Here is a 20,321-nt window from a genome sequence, read left to right as displayed (position 1 = left end):
CAGGGGCGCAGAGCGATGGACGTGGGTGTCGCAGGCGACGACGGGCCAGGACCGACCTCGGTGCAGCACCTCGCCGGCGGGCTGCAGTTTGTTCACTGCGCCGCAGTACAAGCAGGCCAAGCCGTGCAGGCGCGCAATGCTGATCGTGTCGCGCACGGGGATCGGCGCAGGCGGCACTGACGTCGTCATGAGCGATCCCATCTGTGGCCGTCGTCGTGACAGTCCAGATGGTGCAGGGCTTGCGCCGATGTAAGTGACCCAGCGTGGGTTACCTCAGGTGGCGTGGCACCATTCGGCGAAGCTGGTGAGGGTTTCGGCGTCGGCGCGCTTCAGCCGGCGCAGCGTCGCGGCGTCCTCACGCACCCAGCGATGATCGCGGGTGTGCTGTGGCGCGATCTTCCGGGCGACTTTGAGGCTCTCGAACGCGTCGTCGGGGAGCCACGATCAGAGTTGGGCGCGGGCCAGCTCGATGTAGAAGCCGGAGCGTCGTTCGGCAGGCAGCTCGCCCGGGGGCGCCCACTCGCGTGCGATCTCGAGGGCGCGGTTGACGTGCTCGCTGCCCAGGCTGACGGCGACGGACACCTCGTGGATGCGTACGGAGTGAGGCCCGAAGGCAGTGCCCGCGTACACCGCTTCTGGCACCTGGTCGCCGAGCCTGCGGGCCTCGGCAAGGTGCAGGTCTGCGGCGTCGACGTCGCCACCGCGACCGGCGATGACGGCCTCGCGCATGTGCAGCGCTCCGAGCGCGGCTGTGGCTGTCACATCGGCCGGCGGCGCGGCCTGGTCGATGGCGGCGACCAGAGCACGCAGGCCCTGGCCGTGGGCGTCGGCGGCAAAGAAGGTCTCCGTGCGGACGTAGGCGCACGCGGCCGAGAGGATCGGATCGTTCGCCTGCTGGGCGGCCCAGCGCATGAGGTCGATGAGTCTCGCGCTCAAGTCGTAGGCGCCGAACTTGTAGGCCACCGCGTCGGCGCTTCGCAGAGCTGACGCGGTCAGCCGAGCGATCTCCGCATGCTGCTCGGAAGGCGCGATCTGCAGGGCACGGAACAGTTCGCTGAGGAGATCCGGCATGCGACGGACGATCTGCACGTACTGGGCGCCCACCCGCCACGTCACGGCCTCGGTGACGGCGTCGCGCAGCTGCGGCACTGGCCGGACAGGGCCGTCATCGGGCACGTCGTAGGCGGCGATGGCTGCGGACATGGCGGGGATGGCCGCGTGGATGCGAGAGCCGGCCTGGGCGCGGTCCGCCATGAGCAGAGACGGGTCGACGCCGAGGGCGGCGGCGATCGACTCCACGATGCTGTCGCTGGCGCCCCGGGCTCCGCGCTCAATCTTCTGCAGTGTGCCGATGTGGATGCTGGCGGCGTCGGCCAACCGCTGCTGCGTGAGACGGGCGACGCTCCGGTAATAGGCGATGCGCCGGCCTAGCCCGCCGTGAGGCGCTGAGGGCATGAGGACTCCAGTACGAGGCTCTTCTCGGACTGTAGCGAGCTGGTCACTGACCTGCCCAGAGTTAGCCCGAGATGGTGGTCAGCTCGGTAAGCGTGTTGATCCGCCAGTCGGCCGCGGCGGCGACCGGGTGCTCGGCCCACAGGTGCCCCCATGGCCCGCGGCGGATGTGTGCGGCCTGCAGGCCGGCGGCCTTGGCGGGCGTGACGTCGTTTGCCGGGTGGTCGCCTACGTACACGATCCGGTCCGGCGTAGTCTCGGCGTACTCGGTCAAGCGGGTGAAGAACGCAGGGCCAGGCTTTGCGACGCCCCACTCGCCCGACGTGGCGATCCCGTCGACCGGCAGATCAAGGGAGCGCAGGAGCTCGCCGGCGCGGGCGGTCTGGTTGCCGGCGATGAGCACACGGTGCCCGGCTGCTCGCAGCGCAGCCAGTGCCGGACGCACGTCCGGGTACAGGTCTTCCTCCTCGATGCGCTCGCCGCGGCCGGCCGCTTCACGAGCTGCATACTCGGCGTCGAGGTCAATGCCAGGGACCAGCAAGCGAAGGGCGTCTGCGTTGTCCCGCCCTTGAGCCACCACGGCGCCCACGAGCGCGGAGACCGTGTGGCGGGAGAGGCCGAGCCAGTCAGCCCAGGAAGCCCAGTAGCGGTCGTCACGGACGATGGTCTCTCCGACGTCGAATGCAAAGGTCAGCACTCGCCGAGCTTATGGGCTGGCCCCGGAGCGCCCACGTGCTGCCCGGGACTGGGGCAGCCAGAGCTGGCAGCGCGGGCGGCTGCGACCTCCTGCAGCAGTGCGTGCGCCAGCTGCTCGGCCTCGGCCGGGGTGAGTTCCTCGCGGGTGTTGTAGAGCGCGATGGTCGTGCCCTGCCCGGCGCTGTGGGTCATGAGGATCTCGCCGTACGCCGGCGAGGTCCGGATGCGCTGGCACAGCTGGTCGGCCGGGTCGGCCTGGCGGCCGCGCGGGGTGGCGTCGACGTGATCGGCGCACCATGGCCGGCAAGTGCCGACGGCAGCGTTCGGCATCGCAGTAAACTGCGGCATTGGATCGTCCTCCTGGTGTCACAGGTGATGATCAAGGGTCCGTCAGGTGTTCGCGCACCGGGCGGGCCCGCTTTCGTTGTGGACCATGACGATAGCGTGCCGGACCATTGCCGGACCATAAAGACCGGCAATCGTCAGTCTTGGGCGGTCATAAATGGCATTGGTAAACCGTTGTGAGCTGCAGGATTAGAAACAGAGGATCTTGTTCGGCAATGGTCGGTCATTGCCTTTAGGGGACTGCTAATGCGGTTTGGTCTTACCGGCCATCCGGGGTTCAAATCCCCGATCCTCCGCAGGCGAAGGGCCCTCTTCCCGAACTCGGGGAGAGGACCTTTCTGATCTTCACGGGCGCCATGGTTGCAGTCTTAGTTGCAACGCCTACGGATCTCCCCAGAGAGCGGAGGCCAGCCGTTCCCCCGCATCGCGCATCAGAGGTGTGGATACGTGGGTGTAGCGCTCGGTGGTGACCCGGGTGTGGCCGTGGATCTCCTGGGCGACTCGGATGTGGACGCCCTGCTCTATCAACAGGGTGGCTGCGGTGTGCCTCGCGTTGTCGAGCGGCGGCGCGGCGCGCCGCCGTACCCCCGGTCCTCCGCCCGCCCGCCGTCCGGGCGTGCGGCCTGGGGGCCGATCCCGGACGGCGGCGGGATGCCGGGCCGGGCACCGCGTGCCGCCCGCCGTACCGGCCGAAACGTGCCACGCCGCCGCACCACGATCGCCACTACATGGCTGGACACCGTACGCAGGGTTCGCTCCTCACCCTGGATCACCGGAAACGCGGGCAATGCCCCGAGGAGTAATGGGCTTTGAGCCTCGGTGTCTACTTGCCGCTGTCGATCGCGGCGATGCCGCCGGCGTCGCTGGTTGGTTCGAGTCGGGTCGTGAACGCTCAGACTGGTGGCGGGGCTCGCGGACTGCCGCTCGTTGTGCATGTCCGGTCGCTGGGCTAGCGGTGTCGCCGGTACTGCAGATATACGATCCCGTTGCTGGAGGCGGTGCTGGAGACCAGGTCGAGCTGGTAGGACTTGGGGACGCCGTCGAACAGCCGGGTGCCCTCGCCCGCAACGTAGGGGAACATGCTCAGCTGGACCTCGTCGATCAGGTCGAGCCGCATGAGCGACCGCCAGAGGCTGACTCCGCCCCAGACCACGATGTGGCCGTCGCCGTCCAGCCTGAGTTTGTCGATCTCCTCTGTCGTGTCACCAGCGGCGATAGTGGTGTTGGCCCAGTCGGCCGTCTTCAGGGTCCGGGAGAAGACGACCTTGCGCCCGGCGTTCAGGATGTCGGCGAACGGGTGGTCGGTGGACGTCGTCATGGACTCGGCGATGCTCTCGTAAGCGGTGCGACCCATGAGGTGGGCGTACGCGCTCTGGAGAAAGTCGAGATGCGCAGGGGTGTCGGGCTCACGGTTCTCGGGCAGGTCGAAGCAGAACTTCCAGAATTCGGTGCCCTCGTCGGCGAGGAAGCCGTCGAGGGAGTAGTTGAACACTGTCGCTATCAGCTTCCTCATGATCAGAACTCCGTGGTCTCGCGTCGTCTGGGGGCCGTGCTTGCTAGGGGACGTGCGTGTCCCGGGCCGCAGCGCGCGTGGCCGCGGCCTCTGTGGCCTGTCGTCAGTGCTTCAGACGGCGCTGGCGCCCGGAAGTCATCGATGCCGGGTCTACTGGGCCTCTCCAAGAGCTCGGGAGAGGCCCTATTGATCTTCGAGGCGTCATAGCAACGGCGTCGTGGACAGCAGAAAAGCGGTGGAGCAGCAGCTTCGACCACTTCGGGGTTGAAGTCTTCCCTGAGCCGATGACCGCTCACCTGCGGATGATCGAGGAGCCGGGCAGGTCGGCGGCGGTGGACGTGACCGATCGCCCACGCTGGTCGAGCCTCGTCGGCAGAAAAACTCACCCGCGTCGATATCGCCTGGTCCCAAGACCCGGAGAGCGACCTCCGGACGCGATCAGGTTGTGCTCGTGGGAGAAGGCCGTGTGGATGGCCGTCGGGAGCCCGGCGGAATGGCCGCCGACCGAGGTCTGCCACCTCGGTACCGACGATGTCATGGGCGTCTTCACTGCCGAGTTCGCGGCCGAGTCAGGCATTCCCTCTGTCGGCCCTGGTACCGGCCGGTCCGTGGACCGGCACCAGGGCCATGGGCTCAGCGAATGCTGGGACGGTAGGCGTCGTTGACATCCATCGGGGCGCCGCCGGCGCGGTTGCCTCCGCCGGGGATGTAGATGGTGTCCCCGACAGTGGCGGCTGCGGTTCCGTGTCGTGGCACCGGCATGGGGGCCAACCGCAGCCACCGGTCGCGGCGGGTGTCGTAGGCCTCTGTCTGGTCGAAGACGGTGTGCACGCCGTCGACCACGTTGCCCTCCCCGCCGAAGGTGTAGATCACCCCGTTGACGGCGGCGGCCGCGATACCGCCACGCGGGGTTGGCATCGGGGCGCGTTCGACCCACCGGCCGCCGCGCAGGTCGAGGGAGTAGACGGTGTCACGCACATTGAGCTGGCCTCGGTCGCGGCCGCCGAGCACGTACAGGGTGTGGTCGATGACCGCGCCACCCACGTGATCGCGGGCCTCGGGCAGGTCAGGCAGGCTGGACCAGCGACCGGTGGTGATGTCGTAGGTGTCGACCGTGGCCACCGTGTCCTGAAGGCCGCCGGGGCCGGGGGTCAGGGTGCGCATGCCGCCGGCGAGGTGAATGCGCGTGCCGTACACGCCTACGGCGGCGCTCCCTCGCTCGCTGCCCTCGGGCATCGGGGGCAGCGGGGTCCACGTGTTCTTCGTGGGTTCGTAGACATAGCTGTCGCGCAGCGCCTGCCAAGAAGCACCGCCGGACAGGCCACCGAGGACATAGAGCTTGCCGCCGACCGCCGCCAGGTTCGGATGGTTCATGGCCACCGGTAGCGGAGCCGCCCGGCGCCAGGTGTTCCGCCGGGTGTCGTAGACCTCCACATCGGGGACGGTGGTGACCCCACCGGCTTCGTCGGGCCGAATGCCGCCAACAATGTAGACGTCCTTGCCGATCGTTGCGACGCTGTGCTCCTGCCGCGGGCCGCCGGCTATGGGCTTCAGCGGCTTCCAGCCGTGGGTGTACACCGGCGCGGTCGCGCCGGGTGTCGGCTCTGTGGAACGCCCCGGGTGGCCGGGGTGCGCCTGGGCCACGTCGGTGTGCAGCCCCAGCGCCGAAGTCAGGATCAGGCCGGCGGCTACCGCAGCGGTCCGGCGCGCCATTCGGGCGGGGGTGTGCGACGCGACACTGTCGGTGTGTCGTCCGAGGGGCTGGGGGAAATCCATAAGGTTCCTCCTCGTACTGGTCGCGAGTTATGTCGTTGTGGATGAAAGTCGTCGACTAATGGCCGATTTGCATTTCCGGTCGCTATGTCGATGGTTGCGCAGCCGGGTTCTTGTCGGCATCGGACGACGACCGTTCCGTCAATGGCTTCGTCGCTGAGGTGGTCATCACTTGACGGCGACCTCCATGCTGCGCGGTCTTGTCGAGATTGCGGCTGGCGGGCTTTTCCCGTGGCATATGGAGCGCCCGGGCGTCGAAGCGAACTCCCATGGTCAACGGAGGAGCTTGTCCAGGGTGAGAGGGAGGTCGCGGACGCGGATGCCGGTGGCGTCGTAGGCCGCGTTGGCGATGGCCGCCGCCGTGCCGATGATGCCGATCTCGCCCGCGCCCTTGGACCCCATCGGGTTGATGTGCGAGTCGCGTTCGCCCAGCATGTGCACCTCGATCGAGCCCACGTCGGCGTTGGCCGCGAAGTGGTATCCGCCCAGGTCGTTGTTGACGAAGTTCCCGTAGCGGTGGTCGATCGCGGTCTCCTCGTGCAGCGTCATGGAAAGGCCCCAGGTCATGCCGCCGAGCAACTGCGAGCGGGCTGTCACCGGGTTGATGACCCGGCCCACGTCGAACACGCCCAGCAGGCGCGGCACGCGTACCTCGCCGGTGTCCTCGTGCACCCGGACCTCGGCGAACTGGGCGCCGTAGCTGCCGAACTCGTACTGCTTCAGCTTCGGGTCGTCGGGCATGCCGACCGTGACCTGCAGTCCTTCGGGCGGGACCGCGCCGCCGTTCTCGTCCAGGGCCGTGTGCAGGGCGCGTGCGGCCGCGTAGATCGTCGTGCCCCAGCTGTTCATGCCCGAGGAGAAGCCTCCGCTGGACGCACGCGGGTATGCGGAGTCGCCGATCTGGAGGGTCACGCGGTCGATGGGGACGCCCAGCGCCTCGGCGGCGATCTGGGCGAGCGTCGTCCAGGTGCCGGTGCCGATGTCGGCGGCGGCGATGCGTACGGTGTAGCGGCCGTTCTTGTCGAGGCGGGCGGAGGCGGTGCTACCTGGCAGGCGGGGCGACGGGTAGGTCGCGGCGGCCACGCCGGTCCCGATCAGCCAGCCGTCCTTCCTGCGCGCCCGTGGTTTCTTGTCACGGTGCTTCCAGCCGAACCGGCGGGCGCCTTCCTCGAAGCACTTCGCCAGGTGGCGGCTGGAGAACGGCTGCCCGGTCTCCGGATGGGTCTCCGGCTCGTTGCGGAGGCGGAGCTCGATCGGATCCATGCCCAGCTTGACGGCGAGCTCGTCCATCGCCGACTCCAGCGCGAACATGCCCGTGGCCTCACCGGGACCACGCATGATCGTCGGAACGGGGACATCCAGCAGGGCGATCCGCGTGCTCGTCCGCCGGTTGGGCGCGGCGTACATGGACCGGCTGGCCTGCACCGTCTGCTCGGCGTACTGCTTGGCCTTGGCCGTCTCCTGGACGGCGTCGTGCGAGATCGCCACGAGCGTGCCGGCGGCGTCGGCGCCGAGCTGGACGCGCTGGATGGACGCCGGGCGGTGGCCCACCAGCGTGAACATCTGCTGCCGGGTGAAGGCGAGCTTCACCGGCCGGCCGGGGACGAGCTGCGCACCCATGAGCGCCAGCGTGCCCCACAGCGCGGAGAAGTCCTTCGAGCCGAACGCGCCGCCGACGTACGGAGAGATCAGCCGCAGGCGCCCCGGCGGCAGTCCGAATGCCCTCGTCAGCAGTTCCTGAGGGGTGGAGACGCCCTGCGAGCCGCAGTAGAGCGTGATCTCGTCGTCGGTCCAGGCAGCGACGGCGGCGTGCGGCTCCATGGGATTGTGGTGCTGAACGGGGGTCGTGTAGGTGGCGTCCACCCGGTGGACCGCCGAGGCCATCCCGGCCGCGAAGTCGCCGACGGCCGTGTCGGCGGGCGAGCCGTTCATGAGGTCCCCGGGAAGCTGGCCGAAGCCCTGGGCGTGCTCGGGTTTGCGGAGGTCGTCGCGGTCGGCCCGCAGGTCGACGTCGACCGGTTCCGTGGCGTACTCGAGCTTGACCAGTCCGGCCGCGTACCGAGCGGTCTCGATGCTGTCGGCGATGACCGCGCCGACGATCTGCCCGTGGTAGGCGACCTTGTCCGACTGCAGGAGCGCGACCTCCGGCTCGTCGGCCCAGGCCAGTCGGGGAGCGTTCATATGGGTCAGCACGCCGATCACGCCGGGCTCGGCCAGCGCGTCGTCCGCGTCGACCGCGGTGATCCGGCCGGAGGCGATCGTGGAGAGCAGCGGATACAGGTAAGCCGGGTTCTCGACCGGCCACTCGAAGGCGTACGTGGCCGCTCCGCGTACCTTCAGCGGGCCCTCCACGCGCTTGAGCGCCGCGCCGATGCCGCCGGGGGCGCCACCACCCACGGCGGTCGGAACCGTGGCCGGGCCTGCGGCGTGGGCCGGTTCGGCCATGGACGGCAACATGGCGGCGCCCAGACCGCCGACCCCGGCCTTGAGCACGGCTCGGCGAGAAGGCTCGCTGGTCTCGTTCACGCTGGTCATGCCTCCTCCGTAAGGGTGCGCAGCATGCTGACGACGGTGTTGCGGGCGAGCGGCACCTTGAACGCGTTGCCCGCCAGCGCCTGCGCTGCGGCCAGCTCCGCCTCGGCGGCGGCGCGGAAGTTCGCCTCGGTCGCGGGCCGGCCGAGCAGCGCGCGTTCGGCCGTGGCCGCCCGCCACGGCTTGTGCGCCACGCCGCCGAGAGCGAGGCGCACCTCGGTCACGGAGCCGTCCCGCACTTCCAGCGCGGCGGCGACGGACACCAGCGCGAAGGCGTAGGAGGCGCGGTCTCTCACCTTGCGGTAGCGAGACGTGGCCGCCACCGGCGAGGCCGGCAGCTCGACGGCGGTGATGAGCTCGCCGCGCTCCAGCACGGTGTCGCGCTCGGGCCCGTCGGCCGGCGACCGGTACAGCTCGTTGACCTGGATCGACCGCTCGCCGGCAGGCCCGACGGTGTGGACGACCGCGTCGAGCGCGGCCATGGCCACCGCCATGTCGGACGGATGCGTGGCGACGCAGGAGTCGGAGGCGCCGAGGACGGCGAGGTCGCGCTGGTGACCGTCGCGGGCGGCGCAGCCCGTGCCGGGCTCCCGCTTGTTGCACGGCATGGTGACGTCGCGGAAGTAGGGGCAGCGCGTGCGCTGCAGGAAGTTGCCGCCGACCGTGGCGAGGTTGCGCAGCTGATACGAGGCCCCCGCGAGCAGCGCCTGGGACAACACCGGGTAGCGGCGCCGGATCCGCCGGTCGGCGGCCAGCTCGTTGTTGGACACACCGGCGCCGATCCGCAGGCCGCCCCCGGGCAGCGTCTCGATCCGACGGGAGACGAGGTGCCGGACGTCGACCAGCAGTTCGGGCGTCAGCACCTCCATCTTCATCAGGTCGACGAGGTTCGTGCCGCCCGCGAGGAAGCTCGCCTCGGGGCGGCCGGCCACCGTCGTGACCGCCGACGACACGTCCACGGGGCGTTCGTAGGCGAAAGGCTTCATGATCGCGCCACCTTCTCGATCGCCGACACGATGTTGACGTACGCCGCGCACCGGCACAGGTTGCCGCTCATCCGCTCGGCGATCTCCTCGCGGTCGAGCACGACCCGGTCGGCGTCGAGGTCCTCGCTCACCACGCTCGGCCAGCCCTCCTCCGCCTCGCGCAGCATCGCGACCGCGGAGACGATCTGGCCGGGCGTGCAGTAGCCGCACTGGAAGGCGTCCTCGGCGATGAACGACCGCTGGACGGGATGCAGGTCGTCGCCATGCGCCAGACCGGCGGCCGTGACGACCTCGGCACCGTCGTTGGCCACCGCGAGCACCAGGCAACTGGTCACCCGCCGGCCGTCGAGCATGACCGTGCACGCCCCGCACTGCCCGTGGTCGCAGCCCTTTTTGGGGCTGGTGACGCCGAGGCGTTCGCGCAGTGCGTCCAGCAATGTCGTACGCGTGTCAATGGTGAGCGTGCGCTCTTTTCCGTCGACGCGCAGAGTGATTTTCTGCTCCATGATGGTCTTTCTTGCTAGTCATCGGTACGCAAGAAGGGTCGTGCAATCCGCCGGCACGCTGATGAGCGCGGGCGTCGCTGGGAATTCGCAGGCCGGTCAGGGCGCTTCGGCCTATCGGCAGGACAAGCTATTCACATGCAGGGAAGACATCACACCGGAGCATAGTGTGCGTTTTCCTTAATACCTCTCGGAAATGGCCGTTCATCCTGGTGTCATCGACCCGTGGATACCAGAAAGGCATTATGTTGTAATCAGCGCCGCCCACGCCGATATCAGTTGCTCACGGGCGGGGTGCGGGCCGCTCTCCCGTACCTCGACGACCTGGTGTCCGGGCACAGCCGGGCCATCGTTCCTGGATGGGCAAACCAAGTGGGCGGCCGGTTCACCGGCAGGGTGGAGCCGGCGCTTCTCTGACCGTCGACTGTGGTTCGCTGCCTGGAAGTCGGTTTCGCGCGCGGGTCGCCGTCATCCATGCTCGCGGAATGTCAGGTAGCAAACGAGCGCAGCCGCTGCGAGTGCGGGCACGCCGATCAGGATCGGTGCGGTCAGTCCCCAGCCGGTCGCGATGAGGCCGCCGGCGAGAGCGCCGACGGGAGCCGTGCTCATCACGATGGTCATCGATGCGCTGCTGATTCGGCCCAGCAGTTCAGGTGGTGTGAGCCGTTGGCGGAGCGTTCGGGCCGCGACCGTCCACACGCCGAACGCGCCGCTCGTGGCGGCCAGCCCGGCGGCGGCGACAGGGACTGACGTGGTGAGGGCGAGCATCAGTTGTCCGGCGGCGGCGCAGACGAGACAGCCCGTCAGAGCCGCCGTGGATCCGATCACGCGCGTGACGCGTGCGGCGAGAAAGCCGCCGGCCAGACCACCTATGGCGCCCACGCCGAGGAGGGCGCCGTAGGCCCACGCGGGCAGGGCGAGGACCTGGTCGACGTAGAGCACGAAAATGGGGAACCAGATGCTGTCCATCAACGCGAACAGGCCGCCCAAGATGACGAGGGCGCGCAGTCGCCGATGACGCGCCAGCCACCGCAGGCCCGTACGCGTGTCAGCCCATATCCGTGTCCTGGCCCCGGAGGGCGGGGCCTTCTTCGCGAAGACATCCGGCAGGCTGAAGATCAGCGCCGCCACCAAGGCCAGCGTGCTGCCGTTGACGGCGAACGGCAGCACCATCGCGACACCGAACAGGTAGCCGCCCAGCGGTGGCCCGACCAGCTCGTTGCCCGCCACCTCGGCGTTGACCAGGCCGCCGTTGGCTCGATCGAGGTCGGCGTCCTTGACCAGGGGAGGAAGGAGCGTGGCGGTCGCCGTGTCGCGCAGGGTCTCTCCGACGCCGCACGCGAACGCCACCGCGTACACCAGGACGATGGTGGCGAAGCCGAGAGCCAGTGCGGCCACGAGGACGAGCAGCAGCAGGACACGCGCCACGTCGACGAGGGTCGTCAGGCGGCGCTGATCATAACGATCGACGATGGCTCCGGCGAACAACCCGAACATCAACCACGGGCTCTGCCCGGCGATGGCCACGCCGGCCACCACGACCGGGTCCGAACTCATCGCGGCGGCCAGCAACGGCAGAGCCGCCATGCGAATTCCGTCACCGAGGTTGGACAACGCCGTCGCCAACCACAGACGGTTGTACGCCGGACCCAAAGACGTCAATGCCATGATCACACTCCGAACTCGTGATCCTTTTCAGCTGGTTCGTCTGGTCGACAGGCTGGGATGATCGAAGAAGCGAGAAGTTTCCGGCTTCTTCGTCCGGAGGAAGGACGCACTGCTGATGAGTTCGCGGCAGCAGCTGTACGACCTGCTCGAATCCCACTGGCCGGCAATCGACGGATTGGCGGCCGTGTGGACCGAAGGAGTCGGCGTAGGGGAGGTCGCCCGCCGGCTCGGCGCCGATCCCGGCAGCGCGACCGAGGTGACACTCGCCGATCTCCCTGTTGGCTTCGAGGGCGAGAACATACCCGGCGACCACGACGGCATCCTGCTGATCGGTGAGTGCGGCGCCTGGACGTTGACGCTGCAGCTGCAGTGGTCGGACGCGGTGGAGCCCTGGGCGTTGGAATCCCTGTCCCGTGACGGGGGCCGGGCCATCGGCGTCGGATGGAGCGGCGGCAGCGGCCACCGCGTCTACTACGCCCAGGACGCGGATGTCGTGGTGAATTCCGCCATGACGATGATTCCTGCCGCCCTGTCTCCTTATACGGAAGGGCTGGCGCTGGAGCCGGACTGGGAGATGCCGGGGGCTCAAGGTTCCCCCGTCGCGCAGATGATCACGACGTGCCTTGTCATCGTCGGGCGAGTCACGGGCGAGGAAATCAGCGCCGAATGGCTGCGAGCTCCACATACGCGTTATGTCATCCCGGGAAACGCGTGACTCCTCCGTGGCCGGACACCATCACACCGTGGACCTCCCGCTGCACAAGGCCGCTCTGCTCTGCCCTCCCGGTGTCCGGACCGACGCCGGCGTCAGCGCGGCCGACGTTCTGGAGTGTCTGGAGCACGACGAATGGGAGACGGCTCTGCTCCTGCTCGAAGACCTGGGCGACGCGCATGCTCATCCGCCCGAGTTCTGGAGCCTGCTGGCCGGCGCGGCACGCCGGATGTGGCTGCACAGCGACGCCGAGTGGTGCGAATGGCGGTATTGCGAGGCGCGCAATGGCGCCGTTCTCGCCGAGCTGCGCCTCATGAGCCCCGAGGCGGGAGGGCGCACGAGACCCGTGCCGTGCCGCGGAGTGCTGCGCCCGATGTGGGACCTCGGCCGTCGCACACCTCGGGGTGAACCCGTGCTCGACATCGCCGTCGTCTGGGTCGAGGGCCGTGACCCCTTGGAACCGGGGGACCGCAGGCCGGTGCGCCTGCTGCCGCTGACCTTCGAGCACTGGCGACACCTCGCGCCCGGCGACCTGATCACCATGCACGAGATGCGACCACCCGCCGGAACAGCGCGCGTCATCGAGGTCGTACCGCCCGTGGCGGTTCCGGATTGACCCGATGCCGTCATGGTCGCCAGGGGAATGTGGCGCCCGGAACGGAGCTGCCGCACAGTGACCGGCGATGAAGAGCCTCACCCCGAGCGTCGATCTCCCCTACGCCTGCGTCTTTCTCCTGGAGAGCCAAGGGGAAGTCGACCACGTGACAGCCTCATGGGCGGGGTGGCGAGACGAGACGCTCGATCCCGTTCGGCGCAGCCACTTCGTCGGCGCGCCGTCGCGCGGACCCGGCCTCGTGTCGCCGGCTGCCGGATCGAGGATGTTCCCATCGCCGCCTGATGCCCGGGTCTCTCATCGCAGGAACGGGATGGAGACGGGGTAGTCGTACGGGGTGCCTCGGGTGGCGGTGGTGATGGCGAGGATGCGGAAGACGATCGCCGCGATCCAGATCACCAGGACGAGCGGGATGGCGAGCAGGGCGCCGAGCCCTCCGCTGGTGTAGACGGTCATGACGAGGACGGCGGCCGCGATGAGCTCCGTGAAGGCGAAGTTGAGCGACTGGCGGGCGTGGCGCCGGACGAAGGGGTCCGTGCCGCTGGGGCCGTTCAGGATGACCAGGGGCGGGATCCAGAGCAGGAGCGAGCTGACGCCGCAGGTGAGCAGGCCGCCGACGTCGAGGAGCAGGGCGCCGAGGTGGGTCCACATGGCCGTGCTGCGGGCTTGCGCGGAGGGCGATGCCGTGGCCTGGCCGGAGCGGGGTGGAGCGGCCCAGGGCTCCGGTCTCGTCCACCACGACCAGTAGGGCGGTGGCGCGGGCCAGCCCGGCTCGGGGCCGCTCCACACCGCCGTGGGGACCCAGCCCGGAGGCGGGGTCGGCCATCCCGGTGGCGGGTTGAAGGACCACTCAGGGGACGGTCGCGGGGGGATGCGCAAGGGGTCCACCGATCGGGGGGAAGCGGGCCGGGATCCGTCCGTTGCGGGACGCAATCCGCCCATTATGCACAGGCCGATATGGGGGTCATGACGCGCCGAACATCAGGTGCGGTGGTCGAGGCGGGATTGGGCGAGTTCCCGGAAGGCGGTCACCAGAGGGGTGCGGTCGTCGGCGGGCGGTGAGTACGACGTCGACGCCTTCCAGCGGGCTCGGGGCGCAGACGGTGGCCGGGCCGTGATGGCCCCCGCCGCGCCGGCGGCGATCAGAGGCCACCACTTCAGGACGAGGGTACGTCCGGCAGCAGGGTGAAGGACGGGACGTGGCGCGGGCGGATCTGGGAGAAGTCGCGATGGTCGAGGGTGGCGATGTGGGTGACCGACAGCCGTTCGGCGATGGCGACGACGGACGCGTCCGCCGAGTCGAGGCCCTTGTGGAGCTGCACGAGCTCGGCCATCCGGTGGACGTCCTGCGGGATCAGGTTGACCAGCTCGAACTCGTCGGTCACCTGGTCGAGGAACTCCGCGTGGACGGACGCCCCCAGGTGCCGGTCGATGATCCAACCGGCCTCGATCAGCACCGTGGACGGGAGCAGCAGCGGTCCGTCGAGCGTTCGCAGCAGCCGGACGCACGACACGTGATGCTCGTCGTCGCGATCGACCACCGCGATCAACGGTCCTGTATCAAGAAGAACAGCAGTCACACCGACCGATTGAACCGCTCCGCCAGCAGATCTTCGACCCGTTCGGAAAGATGGCCGTCACCGGACGCCCCGATGCCCGAAATGGACAGGCGGCGGCGTACGGGCCCGTCGTGCGGGAGGCCGGCCAGCTCGGTCTCGGCCCACCGCAGGAGGCGGCGGGCCTGGGCGGGCGACAGCCGATCCACCAGGCGGTGCAGCTCCTCGTGCGCGGCGCTCATGGTCGGCCAGTGTACGACCGTGCTCTCCCGGCTGTACGACGCCGAAGCACGTTCGCCGGCGGTATGCCGCTGCTGCCCGGGTCCGGGCCGCTCGCCGGGTGGCTGCTGGATCATCCGAACGGCCGCCCGGCGGCGGGCGACCTGGTCGATCGCCGCCGGGCGGCCGTCCGTAGAGGGTCACTCCTGCAGGACCGACAGGACGTTCCCCGCCGGGTCGGTGAACCACGCGATCGGTGGGCCGTCGCCGCGGGCGATGCCCTTCTCGTCCTGGGCGAAGCCCTCGTAACGCTCGAAGCGCACCCCGCGCGCCGTCAGCTCGTCCACGGCCCGGTCGATGTCGTCGACGGGGAAGTTGAGCACCGTGAACGCGGCCGGCACGTGGGCGTCGCCCTTCGGGTAGACGAGGATGTCGGCGCCGCCGCCGAGATGGAGCGTGAGCATCCCGTGCTCCTCCGAGACGCGCAGGCCGAGTGTCTTGCCGTAGAACGCGGTCGCGGCCGCGACGTCGTCGACCGAGAACCCGCTGAACGCTTTCGTCGTCGCGAACATCGTCTACATCTCCTTCAGGTGTTCCTCGCTGAGCTGGATGATCTGCACGTAGTTGCCGTCCGGGTCGATCGCGGTGGCGAACAGGCTGCCGTCGCGGTCTTCCAGCTCGGCCAGCCACGAGACGCCCGCGCGTTCCATGCGCGCGGCGACGGCCTGGGCGTCGTCCACGGTGAAGTTCATGATCATCCTGCCGGGTTCGGGGTTCTTGTCCCCGATGTCGGCGCGCGTGTCGATGAACAGGAAGACCTCCCCGAATTTCAGCACGCCGTAACCGCCGACGTCGGTGTTCTGCTCCGGGTCGAGGGCGGTGACGTACCAGGCGCGCAGCCGCTCGGGGTCGGTGCTGGACAGCAGCAGGCCGCCGAGGACGGGTCGGGTCATGGCGATATTCCTTTCTCTCGTTCGATGTGCAGACCACGCCGCCGTCCGGAACTCATCGAAAAAAGCGCGACCAGCACGTACGGCAGGGTCAGCAGCGCGAACGTCACCCCGTGCGAGGCGTACGGCGAGGCCGCCCCGTAGGCCGCGTACACGCCGAGCGTCACCACGTTGCCGCCGATCCCGGCCAGTGACGTCACGGTGGCCCGCGCCGAGCCGGTGATCCGTTCCTGAAGCCGCGCGTCGGCGAGGATCCCGGCGAGCTGGAACCCGCCGAACGCCACGGCGATCAGGACGAACCCGGCAGGATGCCCGCTGAGCGCCCCCGCCGTCATGGCCGCCGCCGCGAGCGCGAGCATCAGGGCGTACGCGCGCGGCGGCATCCGCTGCGCGGCGTCTCCCAGCAGGCCGCCCGCCGTGGCGCCGAGCCACACCAGGAGGATCACCAGCGGGATGGCGGTCTTGGCCACGCCCGCCTCGACCCCGAGGTACGGCACGTACTCCTCCAGCGCCCCCCAGATCGCCGTCACGAACGCCACCAGCAGCACCGCGTGCAGCACCCGGCGGTCGGCGCGGGCCAGCGTGACGCCCTCCTTGAGCACCGCCAGGTAGCGGCCCTCGCCGGCGGCGCCGCGCGAGCGGTGCTCGGGGAGCGTCAGCGCCGTGCAGGCGCACGCCACGCACGCCAGGACGCTCGCCACGCCCACGACCGGGTACCCGCCGGCCGCCATGACGGGGGTGGCCAGAGCGATCGCCGCCGCGTTCGCGACGAGGCCGAGCGAGGTCGCCCGGCCCATGACGCCCGCGTACCGGTGGGCCTGGCCGCGCCGTTCGAGCTCCTCGTAGGACAGCGCCTCGTACGCGCCCGAGACCAGCGCGCCCTCGGCGCCCCACAGCACGAACCCCAGGGCGAAGGCCCAGTAGGACGGGAACAGGAGCCACACCGCGAAGCCGAGACCGGCCAGCAGCGGGCCCAGGAACAGCAGCAGGCGGCGGGAGACCGCGTCGGCCCACGCGCCCGACGGGACCTCCAGGACCATGCCGGTCACGGACCAGATGACGAACAGGGACGAGGTCTGCGCGACCGAGAGCCCGGTGTCGGTGAACAGCAGGGTGTACACCGGGTAGAGCAGGATGAACTCACTGAGGAACGCATAAGCGTAAAGCGACGCGACAAGCATGAGGCCTTCCAGGGGGACGAGTGGGGACTCCGAGTTCGCGTCGCCTCGGAGGCCCGCGCGCCCCGCGCCGGCCCCTGGTTATGCATCAATGTCGCCAGGTCATACCAGCGAGTCTAAAGCTCGATGTGCCCCATGCGCGCGCGGAAAGGACGGCGTTCCAGCGCCTCCGCCGCGGCCGTCAGCACCTGCGCCAGCGGCACGGGCAGCTCCGCGTCCAGCTCGCGCACCGCGCGTTCGGTGGCCGCCCACTCGGCCTCGATGAGCGGCAGCGCCGCCTCCGCCCTGGCGGTGAGGCGGACGATGCGGTGGCGGGCGTCGGAGCCCTTCTCCAGGATGACGAACTCGCTGCGGCGCATCTGGACCACGGTCTGGCTGGCCGCCGAATGGGTCACGCCGATGGCCCGAGCGAGGTCGCCGATCGACATCGGGCCGTGCGCCACCAGCGTGCGGACCACGGGTGAGAAGCGGGGCCGGTATTCCGGCAGGCCGTGCTCGGCGTAGACCTCGGCGATGGCGCCGTCCATGAGCTCGTGGACGTGGCGCATGAACGTCCCCAGTCCGATCATGAGGTCAAATTTAGTCGGCCGCCTCGGCTACGCTGCCGGACGTGGCACTGGCGGTCTGTGTGGTGGTCCGATATCGCAAGGCGGTGACGTACGGCGTCCATGCGCTGCTCGCCGCCCTCGACACGGCGGGGGTCGAGCACGAGCTGCGGCTCGGCACCACCGCCGAGGAGACCGCCGGCCACATCCTCGCCACGGACGCCGACCGCGTGCTGGTGCTCTGGTCGTTCTACTCGCCCGACGCCGAGGCCATGGCCGCCGAGCTGGCCGTGGTCAGAGAGCTGAGCGGCGGGCGCGGCCTGCACATCGCGGGCGGCGTGCACGCCACCGCCGAGCCCCAGCAGGTCCTCGACTCCGGCTGGGATCTCGCCGGCATCGGCGAGGGCGAGTCGACGATCGTCTCCCTCGTCCGCGCGCTGCGGCAGGACGAGCCGCTCACCACGGTGCCGGGCCTGGCGATCAAGGACGCCGACGGCGTCGCCCTGCGCACCCGTCCGGCGCCGCAGCTGCCGCTCGACGCCTTCCCGTCGTTCGCCGGCCGCAGCGGGCCGATCGAGATCACCCGCGGCTGCCGCTACACGTGCCGCTTCTGCCAGACGCCGTTCATGTTCGGCGGGCAGTTCCGGCACCGGTCGGTCGCCAGTGTCCGCGCCCACGTGCGCGAGCTGGTGGGAAGGGGGCTGCGCGACGTGCGCTTCATCACCCCGACCTCGCTCTCGTACGGCTCGCCCGGGCCCGACCCCGACCTCGGCAAGGTGGAGGAGCTGCTGGCGGGCGTCAAGGAGGAGCTGCCGCCGCACGGCCGCGTCTTCTTCGGCAGCTTCCCCTCCGAGGTGCGCCCCGAGCACGTCACGCCCGAGGCGATGCGGCTGCTCAAACGATACGTCGCCAACGACAACCTGATCATCGGCGCCCAGTCGGGCTCCGACCGGGTGCTGGCCGCCTCGGGGCGCGGCCACGACACCTCTCCGGTACGCGACGCCGTCAGGATCGCCGTCGAGCACGGCTTCCGGCCCAACGTCGACTTCATCTTCGGCATGCCCGGCGAGTCGCAGGACGACCAGGCGCAGTCGCTCCAGCTGGCCGGCGACCTGGCCGAGCTGGGCGCGCGCATCCACACCCACACGTTCATGCCGCTGCCCGGCACGCCGTGGCGCGACGCCGAGCCGGCGTTCATCCCGCTGGCGACCATGAGCGAGCTCGACCGGCTGGCCCAGCGCGGCGACGCCTACGGCCATTGGCGCAAGCAGGCTGAGCACGCCGCCCGCCTGGCCGAGACGGCGAAGGCCTACCCGCGCCGGGCCCGGCGCCGGCGCACCACCGGTTAGAGCCGCCGGTCGTCGTCGCGTTCGAACGACTCGATCACGCGTTCCACGGCGTCACCCACGGGGCGCAACGCCTGCGAGAACGCGCTGACCAGCGGACCGAAGATCTCGCTCACCTCGGTCAGGATGGTGGGGCTCTTGTTCTCCGGAGGCGCCCAGCGCATGGCGTCTGCGCTCAGCGTCTCCCACTCGTCGACGACGCCGTCGATGGCGTCGAGCACGTGATCTGGATCGCTTGGCATGACCGTTCTCCGTGGAAGTCAGCCGTGGAGTCCTCCGCGGACGGAGGGGTCGATACCTCCACGGTACTTCAGGCCGGGACGGAGACGCCTATGCCGCCCCGGGTGGTGGCGCCGTACCGCTGCTTGTCGGCGTCCAGGTCGAGCGGGCGGATGCGGGTGCGGCCGGCAATGATCTCGTCGGTCAGCAGCGCGGCGGGCACCAGCCACGACACCTCGAACTCCAGCCCGTCGGGATCGCGCGCGTAGAGCGCCTTGGTCGTGCTGTGGTCGGAGGCGCCGACGAGGGCGTCCAGCTCGGTGAGCTTGGCGGCCACGCGCTCCAGCTCCGCCAGGGTGTCGACCTCCCACGCCAGGTGGTAGAGGCCGACGGAGGTGCGGCCGGCCGGCGAGGGGTCCGCGTCCTCGCCGATCTGGAACAGGCCCAGGTCGTGGTCGTTCGTCGAGCCGGAGGCCTGGAGGAACGCCGCGCCCTTCATGCCCATGACGACCTCGAAGCCGAGCGCCTCGCGGTAAAAGGCGACGCTGCGCTCCACGTCGCGGACGTAAAGGACCGCGTGGTTGAGTCGCTGGACAGGCATGGTTGCCCCTTTCGACGGAATCCCCGGACTCAACTATATGAGCGTTCAACTACTTCGCCGAGAGCGGCTACCGGTTTTGCCCGGTGGCATGGAACACGCGGGAGCCGAAGCGGTGAAAGTGTCGCCCGCAGGCCGTAGCGTTCTGCCGGTACCCGACCAAGGAGAGAGGCCGATGCACGACACCGATGAGGCTCTGTTCAGGGCGGTCCACGGCATCGCCGGCCGGTTCGCCGGTCAGCCCGTGCCCGTGGTGATGGAGGCGTTGCAACGCCAACTGCCCAAGGCTCCCGGCCTCGAGGTGACGGAGATCCGCAAGATCGCCGAGGAGATCAGCGTGGGGCGCGATCCTTCGGGCTTGTGAACCTCTGATCGTCAGGGGAGCATCGAGGCGTGCCCCACCCTCCCCTGACGATCGCTGTCCCTGACGGATGACGTTGTCGTTCACGTCATCCTGATCCGGCGGTTTCAGGCGCAGTCGCTCAGTCGTGTTGTCGGTGGGCCATCGAGACCCGATCCGGAGACGGACCGTCAGGCTCGTCACCGGGCCGGGATCCGCTCCAGGGTCTCCCCTCTTGCGCCGGTGACGACGATCCTTCGCACGTCGGCTCCCGAGGGATACTCCACGGCCCACAGCCCGAGCCCCGCTCCGACACTTCGCGTGAGGTTCGCTGGAAGCTTCGCCCCCTCCTCGGTGACAGCCGTCACCCCGTGAACGTTGTCCTTGGCCACGCCGAACCAGACGTCTGTACCGCGAAGCTTGCCCTGCGTGCGGGCGAACTCGTCGGGGGCGAGTGGAGGAAATCCGGCGCAGGAGCCACCGTTCGGCCCGCTCTCGCACAGCATGAGCTCGTTCTTGCGGGGCGCGTCGCTCAGCCACATGACGAGCGGTGGCACAGAGGCGATCCTTCCCTTGG

General features: G+C 69.6%; 23 protein-coding genes and 1 pseudogene. 4 read left to right on the top strand and 20 right to left on the bottom strand.

Annotation, left to right across the window (positions count from 1 at the left end; all coding sequences use genetic code 11):
• Positions 1 to 444: 444 nt before the first annotated feature.
• The 10 genes and pseudogenes from ACIBP6_RS29835 to ACIBP6_RS29790 all read right to left on the bottom strand — a co-directional run bounded on the left by ACIBP6_RS29835 (position 445) and on the right by ACIBP6_RS29790 (position 11,468).
• Positions 445 to 1,455 carry a helix-turn-helix domain-containing protein gene (locus ACIBP6_RS29835; protein ID WP_397057215.1) on the bottom strand — a complete coding sequence of 337 codons (1,011 nt, stop codon included), beginning with the start codon at positions 1,453 to 1,455 and terminating at the stop codon, positions 445 to 447.
• A 61-nt stretch (positions 1,456 to 1,516) separates the two neighbouring features.
• Positions 1,517 to 2,149: an HAD family hydrolase gene (locus tag ACIBP6_RS29830; protein WP_397057214.1), complete on the bottom strand. Its 633-nt coding sequence runs from the start codon at positions 2,147 to 2,149 to the stop codon at positions 1,517 to 1,519.
• Positions 2,143 to 2,478, bottom strand: a complete 336-nt coding sequence (locus ACIBP6_RS29825; protein WP_397057213.1) for a hypothetical protein — start codon at positions 2,476 to 2,478, stop codon at positions 2,143 to 2,145. Before ACIBP6_RS29825 ends, ACIBP6_RS29830 begins: the two co-directional genes overlap by 7 nt.
• Positions 2,479 to 2,874: 396 nt before the next feature.
• A pseudogene (locus ACIBP6_RS29820) lies at positions 2,875 to 3,036 on the bottom strand (tyrosine-type recombinase/integrase); the annotation flags it as partial.
• A 406-nt stretch (positions 3,037 to 3,442) separates the two neighbouring features.
• The gene (locus ACIBP6_RS29815) at positions 3,443 to 4,006 is read right to left on the bottom strand and encodes a dihydrofolate reductase family protein (protein WP_397057212.1); all 564 of its coding nucleotides are present in this window, start codon (positions 4,004 to 4,006) and stop codon (positions 3,443 to 3,445) included.
• A 633-nt stretch (positions 4,007 to 4,639) separates the two neighbouring features.
• A complete protein-coding gene (locus ACIBP6_RS29810) occupies positions 4,640 to 5,782 on the bottom strand; it encodes a Kelch repeat-containing protein (protein WP_397057211.1) in 1,143 nt (380 codons plus the stop codon).
• 270 nt (positions 5,783 to 6,052) lie between these two features.
• The gene (locus ACIBP6_RS29805) at positions 6,053 to 8,314 is read right to left on the bottom strand and encodes a xanthine dehydrogenase family protein molybdopterin-binding subunit (protein WP_397057210.1); all 2,262 of its coding nucleotides are present in this window, start codon (positions 8,312 to 8,314) and stop codon (positions 6,053 to 6,055) included.
• On the bottom strand, positions 8,311 to 9,297 hold the full coding sequence (locus ACIBP6_RS29800; protein WP_397057209.1) for an FAD binding domain-containing protein: 987 nt from the start codon (positions 9,295 to 9,297) through the stop codon (positions 8,311 to 8,313). Before ACIBP6_RS29800 ends, ACIBP6_RS29805 begins: the two co-directional genes overlap by 4 nt.
• A complete protein-coding gene (locus tag ACIBP6_RS29795) occupies positions 9,294 to 9,803 on the bottom strand; it encodes a (2Fe-2S)-binding protein (RefSeq protein WP_397057208.1) in 510 nt (169 codons plus the stop codon). The genes ACIBP6_RS29800 and ACIBP6_RS29795 overlap by 4 nt, the downstream gene beginning before the upstream one ends.
• A gap of 465 nt (positions 9,804 to 10,268) precedes the next feature.
• Positions 10,269 to 11,468: an MFS transporter gene (locus ACIBP6_RS29790; protein ID WP_397057207.1), complete on the bottom strand. Its 1,200-nt coding sequence runs from the start codon at positions 11,466 to 11,468 to the stop codon at positions 10,269 to 10,271.
• A 115-nt stretch (positions 11,469 to 11,583) separates the two neighbouring features.
• Between ACIBP6_RS29790 and ACIBP6_RS29785 the strand changes: the two genes are divergently transcribed.
• The gene (locus tag ACIBP6_RS29785; protein ID WP_397057206.1) at positions 11,584 to 12,183 is read left to right on the top strand and encodes a hypothetical protein; all 600 of its coding nucleotides are present in this window, start codon (positions 11,584 to 11,586) and stop codon (positions 12,181 to 12,183) included.
• Between the two features lie 28 nt (positions 12,184 to 12,211).
• Positions 12,212 to 12,796 (top strand): hypothetical protein, encoded by a 585-nt coding sequence (locus tag ACIBP6_RS29780; protein ID WP_397057205.1) that lies wholly within the window; start codon positions 12,212 to 12,214, stop codon positions 12,794 to 12,796.
• 294 nt (positions 12,797 to 13,090) lie between these two features.
• On the opposite strand, the gene ACIBP6_RS29775 is transcribed toward ACIBP6_RS29780, so the two are convergent.
• From ACIBP6_RS29775 to ACIBP6_RS29745, 7 genes are all read right to left on the bottom strand, one after another.
• A complete protein-coding gene (locus tag ACIBP6_RS29775) occupies positions 13,091 to 13,444 on the bottom strand; it encodes a DUF4870 domain-containing protein (RefSeq protein WP_397057204.1) in 354 nt (117 codons plus the stop codon).
• 506 nt (positions 13,445 to 13,950) lie between these two features.
• Complete coding sequence (locus ACIBP6_RS29770; RefSeq protein WP_397057203.1) at positions 13,951 to 14,373, bottom strand: type II toxin-antitoxin system VapC family toxin; 423 nt, start codon at positions 14,371 to 14,373, stop codon at positions 13,951 to 13,953.
• Positions 14,370 to 14,591: a hypothetical protein gene (locus ACIBP6_RS29765; protein WP_111184914.1), complete on the bottom strand. Its 222-nt coding sequence runs from the start codon at positions 14,589 to 14,591 to the stop codon at positions 14,370 to 14,372. The genes ACIBP6_RS29770 and ACIBP6_RS29765 overlap by 4 nt, the downstream gene beginning before the upstream one ends.
• 177 nt (positions 14,592 to 14,768) lie before the next feature.
• The gene (locus ACIBP6_RS29760) at positions 14,769 to 15,140 is read right to left on the bottom strand and encodes a VOC family protein (protein WP_397057202.1); all 372 of its coding nucleotides are present in this window, start codon (positions 15,138 to 15,140) and stop codon (positions 14,769 to 14,771) included.
• A 3-nt stretch (positions 15,141 to 15,143) separates the two neighbouring features.
• Positions 15,144 to 15,521, bottom strand: coding sequence for a VOC family protein (locus ACIBP6_RS29755; RefSeq protein WP_397057201.1), 378 nt, complete (start codon positions 15,519 to 15,521; stop codon positions 15,144 to 15,146).
• Positions 15,518 to 16,699 (bottom strand): MFS transporter, encoded by a 1,182-nt coding sequence (locus tag ACIBP6_RS29750; protein ID WP_397057200.1) that lies wholly within the window; start codon positions 16,697 to 16,699, stop codon positions 15,518 to 15,520. Before ACIBP6_RS29750 ends, ACIBP6_RS29755 begins: the two co-directional genes overlap by 4 nt.
• Positions 16,700 to 16,812: 113 nt before the next feature.
• A complete protein-coding gene (locus ACIBP6_RS29745; RefSeq protein WP_397057199.1) occupies positions 16,813 to 17,265 on the bottom strand; it encodes a MarR family winged helix-turn-helix transcriptional regulator in 453 nt (150 codons plus the stop codon).
• A 41-nt stretch (positions 17,266 to 17,306) separates the two neighbouring features.
• Here ACIBP6_RS29745 and ACIBP6_RS29740 point away from each other — a divergent pair, with 41 nt between their 5' ends.
• Positions 17,307 to 18,590 carry a TIGR04013 family B12-binding domain/radical SAM domain-containing protein gene (locus tag ACIBP6_RS29740; RefSeq protein WP_397057198.1) on the top strand — a complete coding sequence of 428 codons (1,284 nt, stop codon included), beginning with the start codon at positions 17,307 to 17,309 and terminating at the stop codon, positions 18,588 to 18,590.
• On the opposite strand, the gene ACIBP6_RS29735 is transcribed toward ACIBP6_RS29740, so the two are convergent.
• Positions 18,587 to 18,829, bottom strand: coding sequence for a hypothetical protein (locus ACIBP6_RS29735; protein ID WP_397057197.1), 243 nt, complete (start codon positions 18,827 to 18,829; stop codon positions 18,587 to 18,589). The two genes, ACIBP6_RS29740 and ACIBP6_RS29735, sit on opposite strands and share 4 nt — an antisense overlap.
• 68 nt (positions 18,830 to 18,897) lie before the next feature.
• Positions 18,898 to 19,407 carry a VOC family protein gene (locus ACIBP6_RS29730; RefSeq protein WP_397057196.1) on the bottom strand — a complete coding sequence of 170 codons (510 nt, stop codon included), beginning with the start codon at positions 19,405 to 19,407 and terminating at the stop codon, positions 18,898 to 18,900.
• A gap of 172 nt (positions 19,408 to 19,579) precedes the next feature.
• On the opposite strand from ACIBP6_RS29730, the gene ACIBP6_RS29725 reads away from it, so the two are divergent.
• Entirely contained in the window at positions 19,580 to 19,768 is a 189-nt protein-coding gene (locus tag ACIBP6_RS29725; RefSeq protein ID WP_132615491.1) for a hypothetical protein, read from the top strand.
• A 176-nt stretch (positions 19,769 to 19,944) separates the two neighbouring features.
• Here the strand turns inward: ACIBP6_RS29725 and ACIBP6_RS29720 are convergent, their stop codons facing one another.
• A complete protein-coding gene (locus tag ACIBP6_RS29720) occupies positions 19,945 to 20,301 on the bottom strand; it encodes a hypothetical protein (RefSeq protein ID WP_397057195.1) in 357 nt (118 codons plus the stop codon).
• Positions 20,302 to 20,321: the final 20 nt, after the last annotated feature.

The sequence above is a fragment of the Nonomuraea terrae genome, assembly GCF_044465245.1.
Lineage (GTDB): Bacteria > Actinomycetota > Actinomycetes > Streptosporangiales > Streptosporangiaceae > Nonomuraea > Nonomuraea terrae.
This window is presented reverse-complemented; position numbering and strand designations above follow the sequence as displayed.

Excerpts from the sequence above, each read along its gene's own strand:
- ACIBP6_RS29760 (WP_397057202.1), bottom strand. The coding sequence starts at position 15,140 with ATGTTCGCGACGACGAAAGCGTTCAGCGGGTTCTCGGTCGACGACGTC.
- ACIBP6_RS29755 (WP_397057201.1), bottom strand. The coding sequence starts at position 15,521 with ATGACCCGACCCGTCCTCGGCGGCCTGCTGCTGTCCAGCACCGACCCC.
- ACIBP6_RS29765 (WP_111184914.1), bottom strand. The coding sequence starts at position 14,591 with ATGAGCGCCGCGCACGAGGAGCTGCACCGCCTGGTGGATCGGCTGTCG.
- ACIBP6_RS29745 (WP_397057199.1), bottom strand. The coding sequence starts at position 17,265 with ATGATCGGACTGGGGACGTTCATGCGCCACGTCCACGAGCTCATGGAC.
- ACIBP6_RS29730 (WP_397057196.1), bottom strand. The coding sequence starts at position 19,407 with ATGCCTGTCCAGCGACTCAACCACGCGGTCCTTTACGTCCGCGACGTG.
- ACIBP6_RS29800 (WP_397057209.1), bottom strand. The coding sequence starts at position 9,297 with ATGAAGCCTTTCGCCTACGAACGCCCCGTGGACGTGTCGTCGGCGGTC.
- ACIBP6_RS29750 (WP_397057200.1), bottom strand. The coding sequence starts at position 16,699 with ATGCTTGTCGCGTCGCTTTACGCTTATGCGTTCCTCAGTGAGTTCATC.
- ACIBP6_RS29825 (WP_397057213.1), bottom strand. The coding sequence starts at position 2,478 with ATGCCGAACGCTGCCGTCGGCACTTGCCGGCCATGGTGCGCCGATCAC.
- ACIBP6_RS29805 (WP_397057210.1), bottom strand. The coding sequence starts at position 8,314 with ATGACCAGCGTGAACGAGACCAGCGAGCCTTCTCGCCGAGCCGTGCTC.
- ACIBP6_RS29835 (WP_397057215.1), bottom strand. The coding sequence starts at position 1,455 with ATGCCCTCAGCGCCTCACGGCGGGCTAGGCCGGCGCATCGCCTATTAC.
- ACIBP6_RS29725 (WP_132615491.1), top strand. The coding sequence starts at position 19,580 with ATGCACGACACCGATGAGGCTCTGTTCAGGGCGGTCCACGGCATCGCC.
- ACIBP6_RS29810 (WP_397057211.1), bottom strand. The coding sequence starts at position 5,782 with ATGGATTTCCCCCAGCCCCTCGGACGACACACCGACAGTGTCGCGTCG.
- ACIBP6_RS29775 (WP_397057204.1), bottom strand. The coding sequence starts at position 13,444 with ATGTGGACCCACCTCGGCGCCCTGCTCCTCGACGTCGGCGGCCTGCTC.
- ACIBP6_RS29795 (WP_397057208.1), bottom strand. The coding sequence starts at position 9,803 with ATGGAGCAGAAAATCACTCTGCGCGTCGACGGAAAAGAGCGCACGCTC.
- ACIBP6_RS29815 (WP_397057212.1), bottom strand. The coding sequence starts at position 4,006 with ATGAGGAAGCTGATAGCGACAGTGTTCAACTACTCCCTCGACGGCTTC.
- ACIBP6_RS29790 (WP_397057207.1), bottom strand. The coding sequence starts at position 11,468 with ATGGCATTGACGTCTTTGGGTCCGGCGTACAACCGTCTGTGGTTGGCG.
- ACIBP6_RS29735 (WP_397057197.1), bottom strand. The coding sequence starts at position 18,829 with ATGCCAAGCGATCCAGATCACGTGCTCGACGCCATCGACGGCGTCGTC.
- ACIBP6_RS29785 (WP_397057206.1), top strand. The coding sequence starts at position 11,584 with ATGAGTTCGCGGCAGCAGCTGTACGACCTGCTCGAATCCCACTGGCCG.